The sequence below is a fragment of the Pseudoalteromonas sp. CF6-2 genome, assembly GCF_021729425.1.
Taxonomy (GTDB): domain Bacteria; phylum Pseudomonadota; class Gammaproteobacteria; order Enterobacterales; family Alteromonadaceae; genus Pseudoalteromonas; species Pseudoalteromonas arabiensis.
Genome location: NZ_CP091442.1, coordinates 3070976 through 3096347 on the forward strand (window position 1 = coordinate 3070976; position 25372 = coordinate 3096347).

The window sequence follows — 25372 nt, forward strand, 5'->3', positions numbered from 1 at the left end:
ACCACTTATTGATTGCAAGCAAGCGAATAGGTATTCGTTACTTCCATTATTTTATTAAGTACTAACTCACGCGGTGATGAGTTAATTTTGCCATTATTCAATGCCTTGTATTGCGCTGGCATAAATTGGCTAAGCAAAGTCTGTGGAATAGTTTGCGCTTCTAAGTTGGCAAATAAGGTTTCTACTGTTTGTTTTATTTCATCTTCAGGCCAGTAGTAGCGAATACGGTCGCTATAACTATAAGCTCTAAACAGCTTAGCTTCAGCACCTTCTGTTGGATAAAACTTATTCCAGTAATGTGGCTTTTCTAGCATGATACGCTCACACACATCCCGCAAATGAGAGCGTTTAGCAGGCTCAACTAATTGATCTTCAATATAAGATAAAGCAAACAACCCTTCGCGTAGTGCGTAGGTAAGCTGTGGACCCACTTTTAATATGGCAAAGTGATCTTGCACCAACTCGTGGTAGCAATGTTCTGGCTGATAATCAGTAGAGTGAGCCTCATAAACAAGATTATCGACAGTAGTAATAAGCTCTTTCAGTTTTTTCGCTTTATTACGTTGATAGTCAAAAACTTGATGGTTATCAAATTCAACGCCTGGCTGCACAACAACAGCAATAACACGCGACCACACATCACTCATGTTTAAGTTAGCAAACGCAGCCTGATGTAATTCAATTGTTTGCTGTACCCCCTCAACATGCGATACCTCAATAACTTCATGCTCTTCTGTAGCGCCACCCGGAGGAGGAACCTCAGTACCCACTACATAAAGAATATCGTTATCTTTTGAGACTAACTCAGCAGCTTGGCACATCAATGCTGCACGCTTCGCAATTTCAGCATCAGCTAAACGCGCACCATCATCACTACATGGCATACTGGCATCTAAGTGAATTTTCTTAAAACCAGCACTTGCATAGGCTTTTACTAGTTCTACAGCTTTTATCATCGCAACGTCTGCAGGCTCATTCACCCAACACACTGGGCCTAAATGATCACCACCTAAAATAATGCGCTGGGTATCTAACCCTACTTCTTCGGCTATTGCATGAACAAACTCAACAAAGTCATGGGGCTTCATACCTGTGTAACCACCAAACTGGTTAACTTGATTCGCTGTAGCTTCAATTAAAATTTCGGTGTCATCATTGAGAGCTTGCAACATTGCTGCTTCGATAACGAGCGGGTGTGCACAGCACACAGAATAAATACCCTGCGCTTGCCCTACTCGATTGTTATTTATAATCGTTTTTAATGCATTCATGGTTTTCTCCAAGCAGCTTACGCTAATGGTTAGATATCTGATTTGAAATTACAGTAGCACAGAGCGAAACCACACACAATATAATGAAAGAAAATGAAAGACAAAAAGTAAGCTTAAAATACACTAAGCACGCTATTTTACAAGGATTGAAATAGTAAAAACCAAATTTACGAAAGAATTTGAAAGCATTTAATTGTAATTAACTTTGAGTTGCGATATAACAGAAACAACTGAAACACACTATTAAAATAATCTCAGTGATTTAGGTATCGTTATGACAATAGATAGACGTAGTTTTTTAAAATCTGCCGCAGCCATTACCGCCGCGACAGTCGTGACTGGCTGTGCGAAAAGCCAACAAGGTGATAATCAGAGCACCCCACTTGCAGCACAAGGTAAAAGCGTAATGGGCTTAGCTGTGCCAGCAATGGATGTGGTACGTGTTGGTTTTATTGGGGTTGGTCAACGTGGTAGCGGCCATGTAAAACACCTTTGCCACATTGAAGGTGTTGAAATTAAAGCGATTTGCGATACAGATCAGCTGATGCTAGACAAGTCTGTTAACTATGTTGTTGAAAAAGGCTTACCTAAACCTACTGCTTATACGGGGTCTGACAAAGCCTATTTAGACATGCTGGCTCGCGATGACATCGACATTGTGATCATTTCAACACCTTGGAAATGGCACACACCGATGAGTGTTGAGACCATGGAAAGTGGTAAACATGCCTTTGTTGAAGTACCTGCAGCAACTACGATGGAAGAGTGTTGGCAACTAGTGAACACTGCTGAGCGTACGCAAAAGAACTGCATGATGATGGAAAACGTTAACTACGGCCGTGACGAGTTAATGGTATTAAACATGGTTCGTAAAGGCGTATTTGGCGAATTACTACACGGTGAAGCCGCTTATATTCATGACCTGCGTTGGCAAATGAAAGAAATTGATCGCAGTACTGGCTCGTGGCGCACTTACTGGCATACAAAAGTGAACGGTAACTTATACCCAACCCATGGCTTAGGCCCTGTATCTCAGTATATGAATATCAACCGAGGGGATCGCTTTGACTTTGTTACATCAGTCAGTTCACCAGCACTTGGCCGCGCCGCTTATGCAGAGCGTGAATTCCCTGCAGGCCACGAACGTCGTTCACTTAAATTTACTGCTGGCGACATGAACACCAGCATTATTAAAACAGTGAAAGGTCGTAGCATTATGGTTCAGCACGATACCACTAGCCCGCGTCCGTATAGCCGCCATAACCTAATTCAAGGTACTAATGGTACATTTGCAGGTTTCCCTAATCGTATTGCCCTTGAAGATGTGCCACCAGCGATTGCAAAAATTTATCAACAGCAATATGAAGCTGAGCTCGCTGCGTGGGAAAAAGCCGGCTCGCAAGGTCGTAAGCCACATATGCAAAATTTCCATAGCTGGGATCAAGATATGGAAAAATGGCGTGCTGAATTTGATCATCCACTGTGGAAACGCATGGGTGAAGAAGCGGTTCGTAACGGTGGCCATGGCGGTATGGACTTCATTATGCTTTGGCGGATGATCTACTGCTTACGTAATAATGAGCCACTCGATCAAGATGTATACGATGCCGCAGCATGGTCATCAATCTTCCCGCAAAGTATGGCATCGGTTGCAGATAGAAGTAACAGCAAAACAATTCCAGACTTTACCCGTGGCGCTTGGCAAACAGGCAAGCCTCTGGGGATTGTGGCTTAATACACCTTAACTAAAATATAAAGCCCGCAGCGTATGCTGCGAGCTTTCCTAATCAATAATAATTATTCGTTAATTTGCGACGCAATATCAGCATAGTTTGCTTGAAACTCAGCGTGGCGAGTTTGCGCTGCATCAAATGCATTGAAAGTGACTTGTTGCCATCCACCTGAGTTTGGTTTTGCTGTATTTGCTTGATCTATCATCATATTTTCTTGACGTGTTTTAAAACTTGCTGAACCAAAATCGCTGGCCTCGAGTGTTTCACGGTAAGTTCTATTTGCCCAATAGCGATCCCAACTGTCGCTATAAAATGTATCTGTACCACGGTAATGACTAACAATCACTGGCGTATAGAACACTCCCCAGTTACCTAAAAATTCGACTGTTTCTTTGTCTTGCTGATTTGCATAGCGAAATGCATGAGTACCAATACCATCTTTATGATAAACAACCATAGGATGACCGTTTTGCTGGAGCACTTCATTAAACGCTCGCGTATCATAATTACCATGGGCACTGGTGCTTACGTGACTAATATACTCATTACCCCTTTCTTTCACAGTCCAAACGATCACCGTTTCAACGTCATGACGATGTCCACCCGCAAATGACCAGTGAACTGATTGATCCTTTTCAAAATAGAGCTCATAAAAGTGCGCACAGTATTGGTCTTGGTTATCTGTTTGATGGCATAACTGACGATGCATAGTATTCGCGAATAGCTCCCAGCCAGTATCTCTACATCCTCCCCAAGGCGTTTTCCATGCCGCATCTTCGCCTTTGTTTTGCGCCAAATTATTATTTTTATCAAAAGGTGTGGCTGGATAACAGCCGTCCGAGTCAAAATCAAATACCGGTGCAAAATTACGTACTGCTGCTTGATTATACCAAGTCACTGCTTCATCTAAACGAGGCAATTCTTGCCCAAAAGCAGCATTCGTTATTAAAAGGCTTGCCGTGGTTAATGCCATTAATTTATCCATATTATGTTCCTTATTCTCTGTTGATGAGTGACACTTGAGTGCCACTATTTAGACGAAACATTTCCCATTTAGTGGACAAGAAATTCAATGAAAGTTTTCTTACAGAGTTAATGAAAGGCTAAGTACAAAACGGCGACCAAATTGCTCAACCTTCATAAGAGATGAAGCATCGTTTGTTTGCACCTCTCGAACAAGACTTTTGTCTGTGGCATTAAAAATATCAAAACGCAATGCTACCGCATCAGAGAAAAACCAACTGTAGCTGAGATCAACACTGGTAAACTCATCAATATATACATCAGCATTATTCGATAAGTCTCGTTGCTCTAAAAACTCGCTTCGATAATTAACGTTAACAGCACTTTGCCATCTCTTAGCATTAAACAAGAAGCGCAGATTTGCTGTTAGTTCAGAGACCCCTTCAATCTCAGGGTTGTTAATTTGCTTAGCCGTTAATTTAGCGTCCAGCAACTGACTAACACTCGTTATCATACGACTTTGCAAAAAAGAGTTTGATAGCATAGGCAAACTCAAATCAGCACTTAATTGCAGCCCATTTATTGTTGCTTGGCCATCATTGGTTGCCTGTAAAGCTGGGTACTGTTGCTGTTGATAGGTAATGGCTTTAATTTGTTCAACAATAAAATTATCGAGTTGGTGATTAAAGGCCATGAGTTGCAGGTTATTTTCTTCTGTTAACCAATTGAGCGATAGACTTGTCGTATCTGCTACCACGGGTTTTAGAGTTGGATTGCCGACTTCTGCATAAGGTAATCCTCCAGAATTAACATGAAGCTTTGGGTTTAAGTCAGAATAATTAGGTCGATTCACTGCTCGGCTATAGCCTAATCGACCAAGCCATTGGTCAGACAATTGCCATTTAATATTCAAAGAAGGCAACCACATAGAGAATTTAACTTGCTTATAAAGCTCTTCTAATTGGTTATTCTCATTGAGCTGATACCCTAATGTTTTACTCCTTGTATCACTATACCTAAGTCCAAAAGCAGCCGTTAAGCTTTCAAGTTCTGGTATCTGCCATAAACTGTGAATATAGCTTTCATAGGCAGTAAATTTGTTTTCATAGCTATTCAAGTAATCATTGGTGTGTCGCTCAGAAAAGGGCAGCTCAATATCATAAAGCTGCAAAAGATCACGTTTTGGGATCAACCAAGCTTGCATTGGCTGCGATAGAAAATCAGCTTTAAATGGCTTATTCAGAGGCTCCAACCAACGGCCATCAAGATCAGGTAAAGCAGCTAATTGTGCTTTAGATAAATTAATATCTTGGCGCAGGTATTGATGAGATTGTGCTGATTTTACGGCACCAAACTGCACACTCGACAACCCCCAACTAGATGAAACTTGCCATGTATTATCGACTCCCCACTCTGTTACTTGGTCATTGACCTCTATCATACGTCGACTCAACTGCGACAACTGCGAGTAACTATTAACCAGTGCCAGATTTGTAGCAAATTCATACTGAGCCAATTTTTTGCCTGAAATCGAAACCACTGCTGGCACAGGCTTTAAATCAACATGAGTTCGAGTAATAGGGGCTTTGGTTGCACTAAGTGATTCACTATGGCTATAAAACGGACTTATTTGCCAGTGGCTACCGTCTTTTGCATACCATGTTGGTATGATTTGAAAGGTCTGATTACGGTAATAAAGACCGGATTCTTCTCGTGAGGATTTACTTTGCGTGGCGCCAAACTGCACATTTTGAACACTATTGTTCTTTTCATCTAAGGTGGCTTTAGCCTGTTCACTTAGAGGATTAATCGAGAGACGATGCTCATCGTAAGTAAAATCTGTATCCGAACGAAGCCATAGCGTATCTAACTCGAACTGCGGGTGCGGTCGCCAAGCTAGGTTTGCATAGTAACTCGTTCGTGTCCTGTCTTCATTTTCGATGGTCAGTGCTAGCGTATCGGTAGGTACTAAGCTATTACTTTCTAATCCCTGCCAATAATAAGCTGCGGGAGCTCCCTCATTATTGCCCCAGTGCCACGTTTCAAATTGAAATTGCCTTTGTAATCGGTTCTCGTAATTAAATTTAACAACCGCAGCTAACTCCTCATCAGCTGAAAGAGTATTCGCTGTTAAGCCAAAACTTGGTTGAAAGTTACGCTCACCTGCAAGTGCAGCACTGGTCAGAGTTACCTTTAAATGATCACCATCAAATGAAAGCGGATCATCACTCACCAAGTTAACTGTCGCTCCTGCCGCTCCGCTTGGAAACCTTGAGTCAGCCAATTTGTATACCGCAATATTAGAGAAAAGTTCGGCGCTAAATGTATCAAAACGGTACTGCTGACCGTATTGATTCGAGTTACGAACGTTTTCAGTATTCGCTAACCTGTGACCATTCAATAACGTTAATTGATACTCTGGTCCAAGTCCCATCGCACTTATATTAAGTGCTTCGCCGCGATCTCGGGAAATACTCATACCAGGAATAGCCTGCAATGCCTCAGCTAAATTCTCTGCGGGCAATAAAGAAAGCATTGCGCCATTAGCAAAGTCAGCTTCACCTAAGTAATTTTGCTTTTGTTGCTGTGCATAGTCTGCACTTTGTTGATAGTTTCGGTCATAAAGACGTGTATAGGCTTTGCTATGCTTATCGCCCCTCACCGTCACTTCTTCCATCACAAGCTGTGATGGAGTTTTACTTTGTATTTTAACAGACTTTGAAACCACAATTCCCGATGGGGTTTGCTGCCAAATAAAGCCATTTTTTAGTAATAATGTATCAAGGCGTGCTTCTATACTGTTAGCTTTAGGAACTTCAGCTGACGGTAAAACCACGTCACTCACTAACTTATCTGGGTAAATGATTGCAACTTGGTACTGCTCAGCCAGTGCATTAAGCGCTGCTTTTAGGGTGCTTTGTGCAGCATATAGCTGCTTGGCATACACACCAAACAGCATCAAAGCAAAGCAGAAAATACGCCCCATTAACTTGCATCCTCATTACTAGAGGAAAACATTGTGTCTATTTTCGATGAAAGGTTTATGACAAAATCATGTCAATTTCGAGCCTTTTTACTTAACTCAATGCTATCAGGATACTGCTTGACATCGAGTGTATTTAGCTGAGCAATTAACTTTGCGGCCCCAAATATATCGTTAACAGCAAAGCGACCACTTACTTGTATATCTGCCGACACATTTTTTAACACGACAGGTTTTTCGCTATAACGGTTTAACTGAAATAGAGCATCATTGATAGACACGTTATCTAAGTCCAACCAGCCTTGCTGCCAATCAGGTTGTAAAGCATTAAATTGCGATACCTGTATTGCAGAACCGCTCACTCGGGCACGCTGTCCTTTCACTAATTCAACATGCTGCAATCCATCTAAACTAGTCACTGACACTTTGCCATGAAAAACCTCGACTAAGGTTTCACGCAATGTTTTATCCACATTAAAAGCCGTACCAAGCACTTCAATCGTGGCATTGCCTGCATCAATAGTGAATGGCCGCGATTCATCACGGTGCACAGAAAAGTACGCTTCGCCTTTAGTTAAGATTGCTTTTCGAGTTTGACTATTTTCAGTAAATTCAAGTTGAGCATGCACATTCATTGCAACCTGTGTCCCGTCAGACAAGCTGACTTGCTGTGCTGTATCACTACTAAATTGCTGCACAGCTACAAGATTAGAGGCTGGTATCGAGCGCTGTTCATTTAGTGGCATTAACGTCCACATGAAAATAGCAAAGCACGCTGCTACAGCACCGCAGCCCCAAGAGTATTGCGCTAAACGACGACGTTTTTTAGCTTGTTCAAGTTGTTCATTCTGTTGCGTATCCACCAGCTCAAGCGCGGCTAATAATGCAGGGTCGTCCCAAATAGCCTTTTCTAGCGCATTATCCGATTCGTAATCATGTTGGTGTGAAGAGTTCATCGTTATCTCAATTACTCGTAATACTAATGTGACGGATTAATCGCCCTAACGGGGACACTCATGCATTAAAAAATACTCAGTCATGGCATTTTTTAGCATATCCATTGCCCGCGAAATATGTTTTTTTACCGCTTCTTCAGAGATCCCCAAACTGCTTGCGATCTCAGAACGAGTTTGGCCTTTAATCCGACGCCGAATAAACACGTCTCTACGCAGTGCTGGCATTTGTGACAAAATACGCTGATAGAGCGCAATACGCTGCTCATACTCAAGCGCGGACTCAAGAGATAACGCCTCACAATGCGGCTCATGCTCTAAGCTTTCTGGTATTTTCTTTTGCTCACGATGATGATCAATAACCAAGTGCTGGGCCATTCGATAACCATATGCCAGTGGATTATCTATCGGATCTAAATGCTCAGAGTTAAGTGCTTTTAGCAGTAACTTTTGAAATAAATCGTCCGCATCCGCACGCTCTGCAACGGCTTTGCAAAAAAAACCTTTAAGCGCGTCTTGATTGGCTATAAAGCACTGCAATAAGGTTCTGCTATGCGCTGTAACTGTATTATTCAAACCGTTAGTCATTGAAGGTAAAGCCATAATTTAGTGGTGAAGGCTAGCTTATTTATCTAGATATGACGTAAATGCTAGCCTAAAGGGGACAGCTGTTTGATGATCATTTGGTTACAGTTTTAAGTAATTATCGACTTAAAAACGTCACGAAAGCTTCACGAAAAAAGGCGTCCCCTTCTTTGTTATTGCAGCGTCTTTACAGGCGAATTTAAACCAAATATTGCATTTAACAGGAATTAACTCACATGACGTACCGTGGATTTTCATTATCACCTTTAGCACTTGCTGTTGGCTCATTATTAATCACTCCCGCTTACGCAGAAGAAAACCAAGAACCGATTGAAGAAATTGTTGTCACTGGCAGCTACATAAAAAGTTTAGAAAAAGCGATTGATTTAAAACGCACAAATATTGGCTTCTCAGATTCAATAGTGGCATCTGATATTGCTGACTTCCCAGAGCAAAACTTAGCGGAAGCTTTACAGCGTATGCCAGGTGTTACTATTGAACGTAATAAAGGCCTAGGTCAAAAAGTCAATGTACGAAGCTTACCGTCTGAGTTTACATTTGTTTCTATTAATAATCTTGCCACAGCCTCTGGCAGTGGTGGCCGTGATGTTGAATTTGATATGTTCGCTTCAGAGATAATTCAAAGTGTCACTGTAAAAAAATCACCAACAGCAGCAGACGAAGAAGGTGGCATTGCCGGCTCTGTAGCCATTACCACTGCGCGCCCATTTGACTATGATGGTCGTCAAATCGTAGCATCAGTTGAGGGGGCATATAACGACATCTCAGAAAAGAGCGATCCTAAATTTGCATTCTTAGCAAGTGATACCTTTGGCGACTGGGGTGCGCTTGCCTCACTTGCATACTCGGAACGTACCAACAGAACAGATAGCAACTCTGGTATTGATTTTCGTCCTTTATCACGCTGGCTAGAAAAGTCAGGATCCTCGCAATGGCAATCAGATCAAGCTGCTGATGTTCTAGAACGCGATACGGGTATCACTATAAATGATCGTTTCGATAAAGATGAAACTAGCCGTGTAGTGTTTATGAATAAAGTCGGCGACAGAGCTTTCTTAACAGAACAAGAAAAGTGGGGCGCAACCTTATCACTGCAATATAAACCGAGCAGTGAGTTCAGCCTCACCTTTGATGCTTTACTTGGTAACTTTGATAATCATGAGGATCAATATGACGCAGCGGCCTACTCTGCTTCAAGTATCAGCTCATTAGAAAAAATAAACAATTACGATAACACCACCCTTGCTGACTATGGTATTACCGTTTTAACTGATGTTAACTATGCCGCAACGCAGCACGAATTTTTAAGTAAGGAAAATAGTAGCGATACAGACTACCAACAATTTAGCTTAACCCTTGATTGGATGCTGGGCGATTGGGAAGTTTACGGAGTAGTTGGTTACAGTGGTGCAGACAAACTAGCAGAAACAACTAATTTAAAGCACACAGCATACCGCCCAACTCGTACTCGCTATACATCAACTGGTGGCGAAACGATTCCCAGTGATAATCCAGATACATTTGACATGTATAATTCTCCTGAAGCTTATACATTTGACTATTATGAGGTAAATTTAGAAGATATCTCTGATGACAAATATGCGGCTCAGCTCGATTTTAGCCGCCATTTTCAACTAGACTTCTTCCCTGCATTATCAAAAGTACAGTTCGGTGCGCGTTATACAGATAAATCTAAACAACGTAATTATGGTAGTAACAGAGTTACAGGCTCTTCTGCAGGTGATTCATCATGGGTAGGCACACGTACTTTAGCTGATAGCGAAATCCATGATATTTCAGATTTAGTGTCAGGTGGTGAGTATCTATCTGATGTATCGTCTAAACAAGACTGGAGTCAAATTTCAAATAATTATGCACGAAATGAATTACGTTACGATGGTTTTGCAGTAGATTTCGCACCGGATGAGTTTTACGAAGTATCAGAAAAAACCACCGCTATTTACGCTATGGCTGACTTTGTATTTGATATTGGCACATTACCAGCTACTTTAAACGCGGGTGTCCGTTATATCGATACCGATGTTAATTCTTCTGGCTATCACCAAGTACAAAGTGATGACGGTAGCACAGGCTATACGCCTGCGCCTATTTCAAAAGAAGGTAACTACAAAGAGACCCTACCAAGCATTAACTTTAGTTTAGAGCTTACAGACAACCTATTATTCCGCGCTGCTGCATCAGAAACATTTATTCGCCCAGCACTGACTGATATTGCCTACAAACGTACAGTTAGCTTAAGTGAATTTAAATATCGTGACGGTAACCCTGATCTTAAACCTACTTACGCAGACCAATGGGAAACCGGGCTAGAGTGGTACTTAGAAGAAGGTGGTTTACTTGCTGTGTCTTACTTCGAAAAAGAAATTGAAGGTGTAGTACGTGAATCCCTAACAGGTGTTGTAAATGACGTAACTAAATATAACGACAATGGCACTGTCGATGGCGTGTATGATTTTGACGTTTATCAAAAAGTAAACGCTGAAGGGTCTTATGATGTAAGTGGTCTTGAATTTATTGCACAAATTCCATTTTCCCGCTTCCACCCAATGTTACAAGGTTTTGGTATAAATGCTAACTATACGACGCTTGATAACTCGCTCACTGGCGCGTCTGATTTAGCGATTCCAACACCACCAGAAGGCTTAGCTGACGAAACCTATAACCTTACCTTTTATTTTGAGAATGACAGCTTTGATGCACGCATTTCTTACAACTACAAAGATAAATATGTTGAATACATAGAACGCGATATGTATCCAGTTTACCGCGATGCTTACGGTCAAACAGATGTTTCGTTTGGCTACAAAATAAATGACACGATAAAAATCACCCTTGAGGGCATCAATATCACTGATGAGGAGACCACGGGCTACACCATAGCACCTGCTTTCCCAACTATGTATGAGTTCTCGGGTCGTCGCTTCTCATTAGGCTTACGCGGCAGTTTCTAAGCGGATCATCGGGGCGGTGCGCCCCGATTTTTTCAGTAAGGCTATATTAATGCGATTATTTGCACTACTTTCACTGCTTTTTGCGACGTTTCAACTCTATGCCAAAGAGCTAAACACGCAAATTGCTTTTATACCAGATATACATTTTCACGATATTTACGCTGACTTTAGCCAAGCTGGCTTCGCTGGCATTAAGCTCGATAACCAATCGAAGCCTGTCTCTATTCGCAGCATGAAATCTCAGCTTCACTCAACTCGATTATTTAATGAAAACTACTTTGCTCTGATAGCAGCGCTAGATGATATTGCCGCACGCGGCGTGAAATTAGTGGCATTACCGGGGGATTTTACCGACGACGGACAACCTGTTCACCTAAAGGGATTAAAAACTCTTTTAAGTGATTACAGCAAACGCTATGGAATGCGCTTTTTTGCTATTCCAGGCAATCATGATCCTGTTAAGCCAATAAGAAGTGCGGCTGGTAAATCAGACTTTTTAGATGAGCAAGGCCGTGAGGTGGCAATTTTTAGTAACGACCACGCTATGTGTAAAACCCCTCATACTGATTTCTTGTTTTGCGATGATGCTATTAGCCACGGTGGCTATCAAGAAATCATGGACGCGATGTCTGAATTTGGTTTAAAGCCACAGAGCCAAGACTTGCTATGGCAAACACCTTTTTTAAATAATCACGCTTCTTTATCCGAGCGGCAGTACCAACAGTGCACTAATGATAATAAGCACTGTGTAATGCTCCCTGATACGAGTTACCTTGTTGAACCTGTTGCAGGGTTATGGCTTTTAGCTATCGATGCCAATGTTTATTTACCTGAGTTTAAGAATAACCAACTTACTTTCAAGGGATCAGGCAATGCAGGATACAACAAGGTCTTAACGGAAAAGCCGTACTTATTAAGCTGGATAAAACAGCTTGTTACCGCAGCAAAAGAACAGCACAAAACACTGATTGCATTTAGTCACTTTCCAATGGGAGAGTTTTACGATCAGCAAAGTGAATCAATTAAGGACTTGTTCGGCGACAACGCTTTTCAACTAACTCGAAAACCCACAAATCAGACGCAAAGTGCGTTAGCTGAAACTGGGCTACGTTTGCATATTGGCGGCCATATGCATATGAATGACACCCGTATAATTAGAGCAAAGAAAAACACGCTTTATAATATTCAAGCTCCATCCATAAGCGCTTACCGCCCAGCTTACAAGCTCGTAAGTATACTTGGAAGTGAAGCCAAAGTTGATACAGTACTACTTGATTCCATAGCTAACTTTGACACATTATTTCCTGCTTATGAGAGAGAATACGATCACTTAGCAGAGCATAATCCAGATGAAAAATGGCTTGCGGATATTCTAGGCAGCGAAAACTATCAGCAATTTACTTTGCAACACCTAGCCGGACTCGCAAAATGGCGATTTATACCTAAAGAGTGGCCTGACAGTTTTAAAACCCAGCTAATCTCATATAGCTTCCAGGAGCTATTAACACTTTACGATAGCCCTACAAGCCCTCCAATAACGCAAGCTTCAGATGCTTTGTTGAGTAAAGTCACTTTATTTGATTTTATTCGTGACTTTTACCTACTACGAAATGCAGGTTCATTAGCATTTGAAGATATTTCAAAAGAACACTTCAAAACTTATAAGCTGATAACACAGCAGTTAAATGCTATGGGGCAATGCTTACCAAGGCAAATGAGTAAAATAGCGCAAACAGTTGATGTCTGTACTCTACAAGTGGGCCTTAGCAAAGCGCTTACTATTTTTGAAAAACTAGCAGCAGGTGAAAATGACCGCTGCTTGATCATTGATCTGAATCTAAAAACTAATAAGCCAGCAAAAACCTGTGATTCCATAAATAAAAGCGGCACCTAAGTCGATGCCGTTTTTATTATTTTTTGCGATTACTGAGCATGTGCTGCAGCACGGAAAATTGTGTTAGTTAGCAGTACATTCATACCTTCAAGGTAAGCACGATAGGTTGGTGATTGTGTAAAGCCAATCACCATGCCTTTACCTTGCGATTGATGAACTAATAATGGCTTATACGCAAGCTGTGCTTTATTTTGCTGCCATAGATAACCACTTGCTAGCACATCGTCCTTACCTGTGAACCATGCTAAGTTTTTACCTGAGTTCAGTTTTATTGGTGTGTAAATATCGTTACCGTAAGCCACCGCAACGAGGTTTTTATCAACCCCTGCTGTTAACCAATGCTCTTGGTCTACTTCAACATTAGCAAGTACACCCGCTACATAGTCTGGCGATGTGTGAGGCTCGATGCTTGCTGCTTTTAAATCATCACGAGATGTGAACAGCTGCCCTGCCACTTTACTGCTTTTATCATCGCTGCTGTCGGCTTTATCTTCACGGTAAGCTTGCTCACGCTTAACATCTAATAAGCCGTAATCGGCATTACTAGTAAAGCGGTTTGCATTACCAAGGGCAATCAACACGCCGCCTGCTTCAACCCAGCTTTTTAAATTAGCCGCGCCTGATTTAGCGAGCACTTGCTCGTAATCACCTTCCGGTAAAATAAGCACCTGGTAATCACTTAAATCAGCCCATGCGAGCATTGGCGTGCGAATCGCCGTGACTGGGTAACCTAGCTGCCTTTCGATAACAAAACGGGTGTTACCGGCGCTTAGGTCACTGGTGGGTGCATCCCATGCCATCGCCACTTTTGGCGCCACCATGGGCACTGTTTTGTTACTACCAAAACTTGGGCCTTCAATCACCCAGCTAGAATTGACACCATCAACAATTGCACCTGTTTGCTCCGCGATTTTGCTAATTTTAGCAAGTAGTTCTTTGTCGTTTAAACGCTTTTCGATTACTAAACTACCCGCTGGGTACTTAGTTTTATCGCCTAATACAAATGCTTGGTCAGCACTTTTCAGTTTAATGCCTGCTTGCAATGCTGCTGTTAAAAAGCGTGCTGCAGCCGTATCACCCCAGGCAACAACATAAGCCACTGAAGCTTCTGGATTATTCACTTTACCAAGCAATGTGTCATCGGCCAGAACCGCTTTGCTGTCTGCGCTAACAGTACGGTCACAACTATCGCTATCAACATTAAACATCATCGGCAGTGACCAACCTGTGACATCGTAAATTTCATCGTCAAGGTTACGCGCACGGCGTCTTTCTTGCTCTTTTACAAATGCCTCAGCCATATCAACTTGGTCTGTAAACGTGGTACGCACAAATACACCACGCGGCTGTGCGGTATCAATAAAATAGCTACCCGCTTTATACTTAACGCCACATGCTTTGAAGTCTTCAGTTGCTTGTTTAACTTCAACACCATGTTCAGCCATTAAGGTTGCGAGTCTATGAGCGCCTTCACGGTTACTTTGTTTAGGTAAGATATAAACACGCTCTTTGCTATCTTTACCCGAATCAATCGCATCAACTTGATATTGATAAAAATCACCCAGTAATTTTTCACGTTGATTGGCGGCACCTTCTGCGGTTGAAATTGACGCTATAAACTGACGTTTTACGGTATTAAAATAACTGAGCAGTTCACCGGTGTTTTTCTCAAACACGTGCCCTCGAGCTGAACCTACTTCGTAAGTTGATGCAGACGCCCCATAAAATACGGGCCAGCTATCGCCGTAGCCTGGGTAAAAGGCATCAAAAATTTCACGGGTAAAATAATCAAAGCCAAACTCATCAAAATACTTCGCATGATTTTGACCAATCGCATCCATATTGGCGATTTGTGTTTTTGTCATATGTGGGTTAAATGGCTGAGCAGCTGGTGCAAAGTAGTAAGATTGATCGCCGCCCATTTCATGAATATCAACCACCACTTGTGGTTTATATTTATTGATTGCAGCCACTCTTCCCTTTGTTTCAGGCTGAGTAAGTGCTAACCAATCACGGTTCATATCAAACAAATAATGATTTGTTCGACCTCTTGGCCACGGCTCATTATGCTCTGCACTTAAGCGATCGGCACTGTGCTCAAGACCGACGGTTGCATAGTAACGAGTAACAAATCGCTCACGACCATCTGGGTTTTGTAATGGGTCGATAAAGACCACTGTATTGTCTAAAATTTTATTGTTAACAGCATCATTAGGGGCTGCTAATAAGTGATACGCTGTAAATAATGCGGCATCGGTTGAGCTAATTTCATTACCATGCACCGCGTACTGAAGCCACACTGATGTCGGTAAGTTTTTAATCAGCGACTTAGCTTCTTTTTCAGAAGTAATTCGCGGATCAGCCAAAGCTTGTGTGTTATTCGCAAGGGTTTCTAGTGAGCGAATATGCTCAGCGGTGCCAACCACCGCATAAACCAGCTCACGCCCTTCCCAGCTATTTGCGTACTTAAACACTTTAATACGATTAGGTGCCGCCTTTTCAAGGGCACTGAGGTAACGGCGCATATCGTTATAATTAGTAATACGCTCACCTACATCATAACCAAGAACCTGCTTAAACGTAGGTATATCGGTATTGTAAACAGTACCAGGCCACATCACTTCGGTATTGTTAATACTTGCAGTGGCACTAAAGCTGACAGACATTGCCATCATGCACATTGAGACTGCTTTGATTGCTCCCTTTGCTAACATATGAATTCCACCCATTAGAAAAACGTAAATAAACTAGTTATCAACATATAAAACTATTGAAAATAAGGGAATTAAAAGCGTTAGAAAGGCTTAAATTAGAGTTAACTGGAAATAACACCCCTTGTCAGCGAGAGTCATAAGTGCAAGGGGCATTAGGTGTGATTTGATTTTATGCCTTGGTCTTCAAGAAATCATACAGCTTATCTTTCAGCGCCGCTCTTTGATGTTTCTTTTCATGCATTTCACTGTCATCAATCGGAGAACTATTGAGCTCAAGTTCTCTAATTTCTTTATCCATATCATCATATCGCTGCATGGTATTTTTAAAGTGCGCATCACTTTTAGCAAGGTTGTGGATTAATTCATTAAACTCTGGGAATTCATTCAATAACGAGTGTTTTTCGCCTAGCATGGGCAACTCCTTTGATTAGAATTAGATTTCAAATTCACTGTAACATTGTGCAAAATAGAGTCAACGTCGCAACCTTGTTCGAGATCAATAATGGTGGCGATTAGGGAATAATAGTACTTGGTTAAAAATTGCTTGTGATTTAGAAAGCAAAAAGCCCCGCATTACTGCGAGGCTTTGATCTAATTTGATGAGTCAGCCAGTAAGCGATGTTTTGTATGCGCGGAGTGGATTTTCTTCCCCAAAAAAACAAAAGCCCCGCATCGCTGCGGGGCTTTAATCTAATTTGGTGAGTCAGCCAATAAGCCGGGTTCTGTCGTGGATAATCATTCGTCTAGGCCATAAATTGCTCTATGGCTCAAGCAACCTACCCGGTTCTCACGTGGGCCACGCGTTCATTATTTAAAATGATAGAACCCTATTTGGTCTTGCTCCGGGTGGAGTTTACCTTGCAACCAACTGTTACCAGTGGCTCGGTGCGCTCTTACCGCACCCTTTCACCCTTACCAACCGAAGTTGGCGGTCTCCTCTCTGCTGCACTTGTCGTAGGCTCGCGCCCCCCAGCCGTTAGCTGGCACCCTGCCCTGTGGAGCCCGGACTTTCCTCCCCCTGCGCATTTTCGTTGCAGGCAGCGATTATCTCGGCTGACTCGGCGCGCAGTATACCTGAGCGCGCACGTCTATGCAGTAAAGAATTAGTCTTTTTCGTCAATAATTGCTTTATAAAGTGCGTTTTTCTTCAAACCAAAATACTCAGCTACAACACCACAAGCTTTTTTCAGTGGCATTTCGGCTTCGAGTAAACCAAGCATACGGCGCGCATCTTCTGGAATATCATCACTTTGCTTTACCTTACCAGGGAGCATAAGCACAATTTCGCCGCGCTGCTTAGTTGGATCATCTGTTAAAAACTGCTTTAGCTCGGCAACGCTGCCGTTAAAGAAGGTTTCGAAGGTTTTTGTTAGCTCTTTCGCAAACACCACAGGCTGCTCTGAGCCGAGCGCCTCTTCTAAATCATCAAGGCTTGCCATAATACGGTGGGTGCTTTCATACATGATGCTGGTTATACCTGAGTTTACCGCTTCCATAAAAAAAGTTTGTCTGGCTTTACTTTTTGCTGGCGTAAATCCAATAAACTGAAAACGGTCAGTTGGTAAGCCTGAGCAGCATACCGCAGTGATCGCAGCACAGGCACCAGGCACAGGCGTTACATGTGCGCCTTGTTCACGACATAAATTGACAACTGCATAACCTGGGTCGCTAATTAATGGTGTGCCGGCATCTGATACCAGTGCAATGTTCATTCCCTGCTCAAGCCAGTCAACTATTTGCTGCGCTTTTTGTTTCTCGTTATGATCATGTAAAGCAAAGGTTTTTGCTTTGATATTAAAGTGGCTTAACAACTTCCCCGTATGACGAGTATCTTCAGCGGCTATTAAGTCAACCTCAGATAGGGTTTGAATGGCACGCTGGCTAATGTCATCAAAGTTACCAATAGGCGTGGCAACAATGTAAAGAGTGCCGATTTTATCTGAATTGTCCTCATTTAACATTGAGGTCTCCTGCGTCAGTCAGTAATATAAGCAAATCGCGTTAACGTATTGGGAAATCATTGTGCGACTTAAACTTGTTAGTCTATTAATTGTATTGTCAGGGTTATCGGCTTGTAGCACAACCGAAAAACCATCAAATAGTACAGAAAATCCATCGAGCCAATCGAGTAGTGCTCTGTCACAATTAACCGACGCACAATCTATGTATCAAACGGCACTTAATCGCCAAGGTGCTGATAAAATCCAACTACTTTATACAGCCCGAGATGCAGCGATTAGTGAAGAGCGTTGGTCTCTTTTAGAAAATATCTGTTTAGAGCTTGAAGCAACTCCCAGCGTAGACCAAATTCAAAACAAGCTTTATATTGCGTTAGCACAAGAGCAGCAAGGTAAAAGCGATCTTGCACTTGAGCAACTACGAGTACTTGAGCCTGAGCTAAGTCTGCCTGAACATAAGGCTTGGCATCAGTATTTAACGGGTCGAGTTTACGCATCACAAGGTTTGCCAAAACAAGCCATGCCCTATTATTTTGCGGCTTCAACAATTAGTAATGATAACAACTTTAGCGTTGCAAATTTAAATCAGGATTTATGGCATAGCCTTACTCAGCTTTCATCGTATGCACTAGAGCGCTTTAACCGCGGTTCTGTTGTGCAACAAGGTTGGGTTAATTTAGCGCTTTATCATCAAGTATATTTAGGGGCGCCGGTTGAATTGCATCAAGCGATGAACAACTGGATGCGACGCTATCCAGGTCACCCTGCCGCAGAGGTTTTACCTAAGAAAGTCACTGAGCTTGTGCAAGTTGAGCCTCTTAATGTCAACCGTTTAGCGGTGCTTATTCCACAGTCAGGCGCGAATGAACGTTTAGGCGATGCACTCAAAGCAGGAGTACTCGCTGCACTTGATAACAATCCGCTAGAAGAAACCTTATTTATAGACGAATCGCTGTCAGCGGCAGAAATTGCCCTAAAACTCAGTGAATTTAAAGCCGATTTTGTTATTGGCCCTTTACTCAAAAGCAATATTGAAAAATTAAGCACAGCGCAAACACTTATTGATTACCCTGTTATGCACCTAAATACGTTTGATGGTGAACGAGTGTCTCAACAGCACTTTTTCTTTGCTTTAAACCCTGAACATGAAGTGCAACAAGCACTTGAGCGCTTTTTAACAGCGGGTTACCAAAAACCTATGCTGCTGGCACCAAATAATAGTAATGGCCAACGCTTAGTTGAATACTTCAACCAGCAGTGGCAACGCTATAGTGAGGTTAAACCACAAGTTGGCTTTTACGCTAGTAAAGATGATATGCCTAAAACTATTACAGGCTTATTAGAAGTAGACCAAAGTAAAGAGCGCATTAAAGTAGTTAAGTCATTATTTAGGCAAGAGGTTGAGAGCGAAACGCGATCGCGTAGCGATGTGGATGTTATCTATATTCTTGGAGATGCAACTGAGACACGCCTAATTAAGCCTTACTTAGATGTTAATGTCAGTACTTTTGCTGAACGTATTCCGCTTTACGCTAGTTCAAAAAGTCATAGTAAGCAAATAGATAGAACTGACAAAGGTGACCTAGATGGCCTTTATTTCACGGAACTCCCTTGGATGCTCGAAGGTCAAATAAAGCAACATAACTTGCGTCAGCAATATGAGCGCCTTTGGCCTGAAAATGCCGATATTAACCAGCGTTTATTTGCGATGACCTATGATGCAACCAGTATGCTAGGAAGCGTAAAACAATTGAGTATGGTTGCAGGCAAGCGCTTTAATGGTATCAGCGGCGAGTTGAGCATTGCCAGCAATGGCCATGTCACACGTTCTTTAGATTGGGCGCAATATAAGAATAAACAAATTATTGCTGTTGATTTAGCAACTGAGCAACCTATACCGTTATTCATGCAGTCAGCTTCAGGAATTAGCTCTGCAGAATAGCCAATAAGATTCAAGGATGAGGTCATGTCGTGGTTCAAAGAGTTATGGCAAAATAGCCGCGAGAAAGGTTTATATTATGAAAAGCAAGCCGAAAGCTACCTGAAGCAGCACGGCTTAAAAACCATTGAGTGTAATTACTTATGCCAATATGGTGAGCTTGATCTCATTATGCGAGAAGGCAATACACTCGTATTTGTCGAAGTGAAGTTTAGAAAGAACAAACTTCGTGGTGGCGCAAATTATGCGCTTAGCCAACAAAAGCAGCAACGGCTTAGGCGAACTATCGCCCATTACCTTGCAGATAAAAAATTACCCAACCAGCGTATGCGCATTGATTACGTCGCCATAACAGGTGAACAAGATAGTGAAATAAACTGGTTTAGAAATGTATATTAACATCAAAGGCCAACAAGCCTTACTGGTAGGTTATGCAAGAAACTATTAAAAAGATTTTTACCGAAAATATTCAAGTCCAAATAGCCGCTGGTGAAGTTTTGCCAAGTGCTCTTGAGTCTGCAGCATTTACCATTGCACAAAGTCTTATAAATGGAAATAAGTTACTTTGTTGCGGTACCGCCAGCTGTCATATGCTTGCACAACATATGGCAGGCTTACTTATTAACTTTTATGAAACTGAACGCCCTTGCCTACCCGCTGTTGCGCTTGCGCAAGAGCAAGTTAACCTTGGCCAAAGCAATCATAACGATGAACATGAAGCTTTTGCGAGACAAATTCGCGCTTTTGCTCAAGAAGGTGACTTACTACTCGCTATTGCAGTGAATGGCAATGAGAAACAAATTATTTCTGCTGTAGAGGCTGCGCTAACCCGCGATATGAAAGTCATTGTATTAGTCGGTGATGATGGCGGAGAATTAGTTGGTTTATTAGGCCCTAACGATGTAGAGATCCGCGTCCCTTCAAAACGCCCAAGTCGAATTGTTGAATCTCATCTCGTTAATTTACACTGCTTAGGTGAGCTTATTGATTTAACCTTATTCCCACAGGAAGAAAACAATGTTTAAACAGTCTCTTATTGTCATAAGTACCGTATTACTTCTACAGGGTTGCGCTGCAGCAGTCGTTGCTGGCACAGCAGGTGCTGTCACCTCAGCCAATGATCGCCGTACAATAGGCTCACAAATTGATGACAACAACATTGAAATTAAAAGCTCTATTGCTATAAGTGAAAATGAGCGCCTGCACAAATTTGCTAATGTCAATGTAATCAGTGTGAATGGCATTGTACTGATGATTGGGCAAGTTGCTAACCAAGAAATGAAAAACGAAGCACAACGTGCTATCGAAGGCGTGGATGGCATACGTAAAATTCATAACCAAATTCGTATAAGCTCAAATATTGGTATGAGCACACAAACTCACGACTCATGGCTAACATCAAAAGTAAAAACGCAATTACTCACCACAGAGAACATCAGTAGCAATAATATAAAAGTGGTCACAGAGAATGGCGAAGTCTTTTTAATGGGCTTAGTGAGCAATACAGAAGCTAATTTAGCCGTTGAAGTGGCACGTAATGTTTCAGGTGTTGAACGAGTCATTAAGGTATTCGAATACCTATAACTTTTACCACTAATAATAAAAAACCCGCTACGAAGCGGGTTTTTTGTAAGTCTGAAAGGTTATTTAATCACTCGTAAGTGAGACCCTTTTTTCTTCTCTGGTTTAGTCGGCGGCTCATCATCTGGCGTAATATCGTCAGGTGTTTCAACACTTTCTAATACCGGAGCAAACTCTTCTTCGTCCTCGATGAATTCTTCTGCAGTAAATACAGTCCCTTCACCATTCTCACGTGCGTAAATTGCGAGTACAGCGCCCATGGGTACGTATACTTGCATAGGCTGTCCACCAAAGCGCGCATTAAAGCTTAGCTGTTGGTTATCCATAGCAAAATTTGTAACTGCCGATGGGCTAATGTTTAAAACGATCTGGCCGTCTTGAACAAACTGAGTTGGCACTTGTACAGCAGGAAAATCAGCGTTCACAACTAAATGCGGTGTGCACTGATTATCAACAATCCAATCAAAGAAAGCGCGTAGTAAATAAGGACGATTAGGCGTCATTATAAACGGATCTCACGCTCAGCTTCAGTTAGTGAAGCTTGGAATGATTCGCGCTCAAATAAACGCAACATGTATTCTTTAAGCTCTTTCGCGCCTGCACCAGTAAGCTCTATACCAAGTTCTGGTAAACGCCAAAGTAGTGGCGCTAAGTAACAATCAACTAGGCTGAACTCTTCACTCATGAAGTAAGGCGCTTCAGAGAAGATAGGAGCAATTGCAAGTAATGCTTCTGTCAGCTCTTTACGCGCTTGAGCTGCTTCACTGCTACCGCTTGAGATTTTGTTAGCTAAGCTATACCAGTCAGTATCAATGCGATGCATCATTAGACGACTACGGCCACGCATAACCGGATAAACTGGCATTAGTGGAGGATGAGGAAAACGTTCATCAAGGTATTCCATGATGATGTTTGCCTGATATAAACCAAGCTCACGATCGATCAGTGTGGGTACTGTACCGTAAGGGTTAATTTCATGAAGTGCTTCTGGCAGGTTATCCTTTTCAGCCAGGTGAATGTCAACACTTACACCTTTTTCAGCAAGTACAATACGTACTTGATGGCTATACATACAGTTAGCACCAGAAAACAGGGTCATTACAGGGCGCTTATTGGCAGCTACGGCCATGCCTACCTCCATTATATTACAAAAACAGCAATAGGGGCTTAAGCCCCTATCACAAAATTACCTTTCAACATGCCCAGGATTAGTGAACATCTCTCCAGTATTCTTTCTTCAGCATGAATGCCAAGATAAATAGAATCACTAGGAAACCAATTACCTTAAGACCTAACGCTTCTGACTCTAAACGTGACGGTTCGCCAACATAAGCCAAGAAGTTAGTTAAGTCACGAGCAGCACGGTCGTACTCATCGTCACTCATTTCACCGGTACCATCTGTTTCAGTGCCAACAACTTTAGTCACAGTATGACCATGTTCTTCGACTTCTTCAGTGATTGGTGTTGGTAAACCCTGCAGCTCTTGAAGAACATGAGGCATACCTACCGATGGGAAAACAATATTATTTACGCCAAACGGACGTGATTCGTCTTTATAGAACGACTTCAGATATGTATAAATCCAGTCAGTTCCACGAACACGTGCTACAAGTGTTAAGTCTGGTGGCGCAGCACCAAACCACTTAGCAGCATCTTCTTTACCGATCGCGTTTTTGATATGGCTACCTACTTTTGAACCGTCAAAAATAAGTTGTTCTTGACCAATTTCAGTAGGAATACCGATATCGCGGAACGTACGTTCATAACGCTGATACTGCATTTGGTGACAACCAAGACAGTAGTTCATGAACAATTTAGCACCACGTTGTAAAGACGCATTGTCTTTTAGGTCAATGTTCGCATCCATTAACGGAACCGAAGGACCTGCTGCCATTGTCAACGATGGCAACAATGCGAATAAACCGATAATTAGCTTTTTCATCATTTCGTCAACCTCGTTGGTAATGGCTTAGTTTTCTCATTCTTACTGTAAACAAATAACAATACGAAGAACATGAAGTATGTCACAGTCGTGATTTGTGATAACAGCGTTTTGAAATCAGTTTGTGGTGTTGCACCAACCCAACCCAAGATAATGAAAGTTACCACGAATTGAGCAATGTTTAACTTGTGTAAGCCACAACGATAACGAATAGAGCGAACCGAACCACGGTCAATCCAAGGTAGTAACGCAAGCACTACGATAGATGCACCCATCGCGATAACACCAATTAGTTTATCTGGGATAGCACGCAGAATCGCATAGAATGGCGTGAAGTACCAAACAGGGAAAATGTGCTCAGGTGTTTTCAGTGGGTTCGCAGCTTCGAAGTTTGGCGCTTCTAAGAAGAAACCATTCATCGCTGGCATAAAGAATACAACCCAACAGAATAAGATTAAGAAACCAACCACACCCACAATATCTTTCACTGTGTAGTAAGGGTGGAACGGGATTGCATCAACAATGTCTTTCTTGTTGGTGTAATACTCGTGGAATTTGAATTTAGGTTTATCTTCTTCAGCAACAGAACCTTTCTTACGCTTGATTTCAACACCATCTGGGTTGTTTGAACCCACTTCGTGAAGTGCAACAATGTGTAAGAATACTAAAATAACGATAACTAAAGGTAACGCAATTACGTGAAGCGCGAAGAAGCGGTTAAGCGTTGCACCAGAGATTACGTAGTCACCACGGATCCAAAGCGTTAAGTCATCACCAATAACCGGAATCGCACCGAATAGTGAAATGATTACCTGTGCCCCCCAGAAAGACATTTGTCCCCAAGGAAGTAAGTAACCCATGAAAGCTTCAGCCATAAGTGCTAAGAAGATGAACATACCGAATAACCACAGTAACTCACGTGGTTTTTGGTAAGAGCCGTAGATCATGCCACGGAACATGTGCAGATAAACAACGATAAAGAACGCTGAAGCACCTGTTGAGTGAAGGTAACGAAGTAACCAGCCGTATTCAACATCACGCATGATGTATTCTACCGATGCGAAAGCACCCTCAGCAGACGGCACAAAGTTCATTGTTAACCAAATACCCGTTACGATTTGGTTAACAAGTACTAACATGGCTAATGAGCCAAAGAAGTACCAGAAGTTAAAGTTTTTTGGTGCTGGATACTGTGCGATATGCATGTTCCAAACACGTGTCATTGGAATACGATCGTCGATCCAACCAATAATTTTACCAAACATTATGCCACTCCTTCTTCTTCACCGACTAAGATAGTCGTGTCATCAATGAAGGTGTACGGAGGGATTTCTAGATTTAATGGCGCAGGTACAGATTGGAATACACGACCAGCCATATCAAATTTAGAACCATGACACGGACAGAAGAAACCGTCATCTGTGCCCTCTACTTTTTCACCAAAGCCACCTTGTAAGAAGCTCGGAGAACAACCTAAGTGTGTACAAATACCCACAGCAACGAAAATCTCTGGTCGTTGTGAACGGTATTCATTGGTTGATGATTCAGGTTGTTGAGGCTCTTCAGATGCAGGATCACGAAGTTGACCTTCATGCTCTTTCATCTGTTCAAGCATTCTCGGGGTACGTGATATAACCCATACAGGCTTACCACGCCACTCGACACGTATTAATTGTCCTGACTCAAGCTTGCTGATATCTACTTCTACAGGCGCACCCGCAGATTTAGCTCGCTCACTTGGATTCCAAGACGCAATAAAAGGAACAGCAGCCCCAGCCGCACCAACACCACCAACAACAGAGGTAGCTATGGTTAAAAAGCGACGTCGGCCATTGTCTACAGGCGCATTGCTCATCCACTTA

20 protein-coding genes and 1 other RNA gene are annotated in these 25372 nt (G+C 42.2%); 7 read left to right on the forward strand and 14 right to left on the reverse strand.

What is annotated here, in order from left to right:
• Positions 1-5: 5 nt before the first annotated feature.
• Positions 6-1271: a D-tagatose-bisphosphate aldolase, class II, non-catalytic subunit gene (locus L3Q70_RS14185; RefSeq protein WP_237114470.1), complete on the reverse strand. Its 1266-nt coding sequence runs from the start codon at positions 1269-1271 to the stop codon at positions 6-8.
• Positions 1272-1545: 274 nt separating this feature from the next.
• Here L3Q70_RS14185 and L3Q70_RS14190 point away from each other — a divergent pair, with 274 nt between their 5' ends.
• Positions 1546-3006 carry a Gfo/Idh/MocA family oxidoreductase gene (locus tag L3Q70_RS14190; RefSeq protein WP_237114471.1) on the forward strand — a complete coding sequence of 487 codons (1461 nt, stop codon included), beginning with the start codon at positions 1546-1548 and terminating at the stop codon, positions 3004-3006.
• Between the two features lie 62 nt (positions 3007-3068).
• Here the strand turns inward: L3Q70_RS14190 and L3Q70_RS14195 are convergent, their stop codons facing one another.
• The 4 genes from L3Q70_RS14195 to L3Q70_RS14210 form a co-directional block, all read right to left on the reverse strand.
• Positions 3069-3989, reverse strand: a complete 921-nt coding sequence (locus L3Q70_RS14195) for an NPP1 family protein (RefSeq protein ID WP_237114472.1) — start codon at positions 3987-3989, stop codon at positions 3069-3071.
• A 99-nt stretch (positions 3990-4088) separates the two neighbouring features.
• Positions 4089-6953, reverse strand: coding sequence for a TonB-dependent receptor (locus L3Q70_RS14200; RefSeq protein WP_237114473.1), 2865 nt, complete (start codon positions 6951-6953; stop codon positions 4089-4091).
• A gap of 71 nt (positions 6954-7024) precedes the next feature.
• Positions 7025-7906: a FecR domain-containing protein gene (locus L3Q70_RS14205; RefSeq protein WP_237114474.1), complete on the reverse strand. Its 882-nt coding sequence runs from the start codon at positions 7904-7906 to the stop codon at positions 7025-7027.
• A 45-nt stretch (positions 7907-7951) separates the two neighbouring features.
• Positions 7952-8491 carry a sigma-70 family RNA polymerase sigma factor gene (locus tag L3Q70_RS14210; protein WP_062568589.1) on the reverse strand — a complete coding sequence of 180 codons (540 nt, stop codon included), beginning with the start codon at positions 8489-8491 and terminating at the stop codon, positions 7952-7954.
• A gap of 233 nt (positions 8492-8724) precedes the next feature.
• On the opposite strand from L3Q70_RS14210, the gene L3Q70_RS14215 reads away from it, so the two are divergent.
• Positions 8725-11481: a TonB-dependent receptor gene (locus L3Q70_RS14215; RefSeq protein ID WP_237114475.1), complete on the forward strand. Its 2757-nt coding sequence runs from the start codon at positions 8725-8727 to the stop codon at positions 11479-11481.
• Between the two features lie 49 nt (positions 11482-11530).
• Positions 11531-13375, forward strand: a complete 1845-nt coding sequence (locus L3Q70_RS14220) for a metallophosphoesterase (protein WP_237114476.1) — start codon at positions 11531-11533, stop codon at positions 13373-13375.
• 29 nt (positions 13376-13404) lie between these two features.
• On the opposite strand, the gene L3Q70_RS14225 is transcribed toward L3Q70_RS14220, so the two are convergent.
• From L3Q70_RS14225 to rsmI, 4 genes are all read right to left on the reverse strand, one after another.
• Positions 13405-16089, reverse strand: coding sequence for a M14 family metallopeptidase (locus L3Q70_RS14225; protein WP_237114477.1), 2685 nt, complete (start codon positions 16087-16089; stop codon positions 13405-13407).
• 169 nt (positions 16090-16258) lie between these two features.
• A complete protein-coding gene (locus L3Q70_RS14230; RefSeq protein WP_237114478.1) occupies positions 16259-16501 on the reverse strand; it encodes a DUF465 domain-containing protein in 243 nt (80 codons plus the stop codon).
• Positions 16502-16784: 283 nt separating this feature from the next.
• Positions 16785-17150: RNase P RNA component class A (rnpB, locus tag L3Q70_RS14235), an RNA gene on the reverse strand.
• A gap of 42 nt (positions 17151-17192) precedes the next feature.
• Positions 17193-18050, reverse strand: a complete 858-nt coding sequence (gene rsmI / locus L3Q70_RS14240) for a 16S rRNA (cytidine(1402)-2'-O)-methyltransferase (RefSeq protein WP_237114479.1) — start codon at positions 18048-18050, stop codon at positions 17193-17195.
• Between the two features lie 61 nt (positions 18051-18111).
• Between rsmI and L3Q70_RS14245 the strand changes: the two genes are divergently transcribed.
• Genes L3Q70_RS14245 through dolP form a run of 4 tightly spaced genes read left to right on the forward strand, consistent with a single transcriptional unit; the run spans position 18112 to position 21570 of the window.
• A complete protein-coding gene (locus L3Q70_RS14245) occupies positions 18112-19989 on the forward strand; it encodes a penicillin-binding protein activator (protein WP_062568583.1) in 1878 nt (625 codons plus the stop codon).
• A 24-nt stretch (positions 19990-20013) separates the two neighbouring features.
• Complete coding sequence (locus L3Q70_RS14250) at positions 20014-20385, forward strand: YraN family protein (RefSeq protein ID WP_062568582.1); 372 nt, start codon at positions 20014-20016, stop codon at positions 20383-20385.
• A 32-nt stretch (positions 20386-20417) separates the two neighbouring features.
• Positions 20418-21011 (forward strand): SIS domain-containing protein, encoded by a 594-nt coding sequence (locus L3Q70_RS14255; RefSeq protein WP_062568581.1) that lies wholly within the window; start codon positions 20418-20420, stop codon positions 21009-21011.
• Positions 21004-21570: a division/outer membrane stress-associated lipid-binding lipoprotein gene (gene dolP, locus L3Q70_RS14260; protein ID WP_062568580.1), complete on the forward strand. Its 567-nt coding sequence runs from the start codon at positions 21004-21006 to the stop codon at positions 21568-21570. Before L3Q70_RS14255 ends, dolP begins: the two co-directional genes overlap by 8 nt.
• A gap of 59 nt (positions 21571-21629) precedes the next feature.
• Here dolP and L3Q70_RS14265 read toward each other — a convergent pair whose 3' ends face one another.
• The 5 genes from L3Q70_RS14265 to petA all read right to left on the reverse strand — a co-directional run bounded on the left by L3Q70_RS14265 (position 21630) and on the right by petA (position 25365).
• Positions 21630-22070, reverse strand: coding sequence for a ClpXP protease specificity-enhancing factor (locus L3Q70_RS14265; RefSeq protein ID WP_062568579.1), 441 nt, complete (start codon positions 22068-22070; stop codon positions 21630-21632).
• Positions 22070-22696 carry a stringent starvation protein SspA gene (sspA, locus tag L3Q70_RS14270; protein WP_062568578.1) on the reverse strand — a complete coding sequence of 209 codons (627 nt, stop codon included), beginning with the start codon at positions 22694-22696 and terminating at the stop codon, positions 22070-22072. The genes L3Q70_RS14265 and sspA overlap by 1 nt, the downstream gene beginning before the upstream one ends.
• A gap of 79 nt (positions 22697-22775) precedes the next feature.
• Entirely contained in the window at positions 22776-23513 is a 738-nt protein-coding gene (locus L3Q70_RS14275) for a cytochrome c1 (protein ID WP_062568577.1), read from the reverse strand.
• Complete coding sequence (locus L3Q70_RS14280; RefSeq protein WP_062568576.1) at positions 23510-24775, reverse strand: cytochrome b N-terminal domain-containing protein; 1266 nt, start codon at positions 24773-24775, stop codon at positions 23510-23512. The genes L3Q70_RS14275 and L3Q70_RS14280 overlap by 4 nt, the downstream gene beginning before the upstream one ends.
• Positions 24775-25365 carry a ubiquinol-cytochrome c reductase iron-sulfur subunit gene (petA, locus tag L3Q70_RS14285; RefSeq protein WP_062568575.1) on the reverse strand — a complete coding sequence of 197 codons (591 nt, stop codon included), beginning with the start codon at positions 25363-25365 and terminating at the stop codon, positions 24775-24777. The genes L3Q70_RS14280 and petA overlap by 1 nt, the downstream gene beginning before the upstream one ends.
• Positions 25366-25372 lie beyond the last annotated feature (7 nt).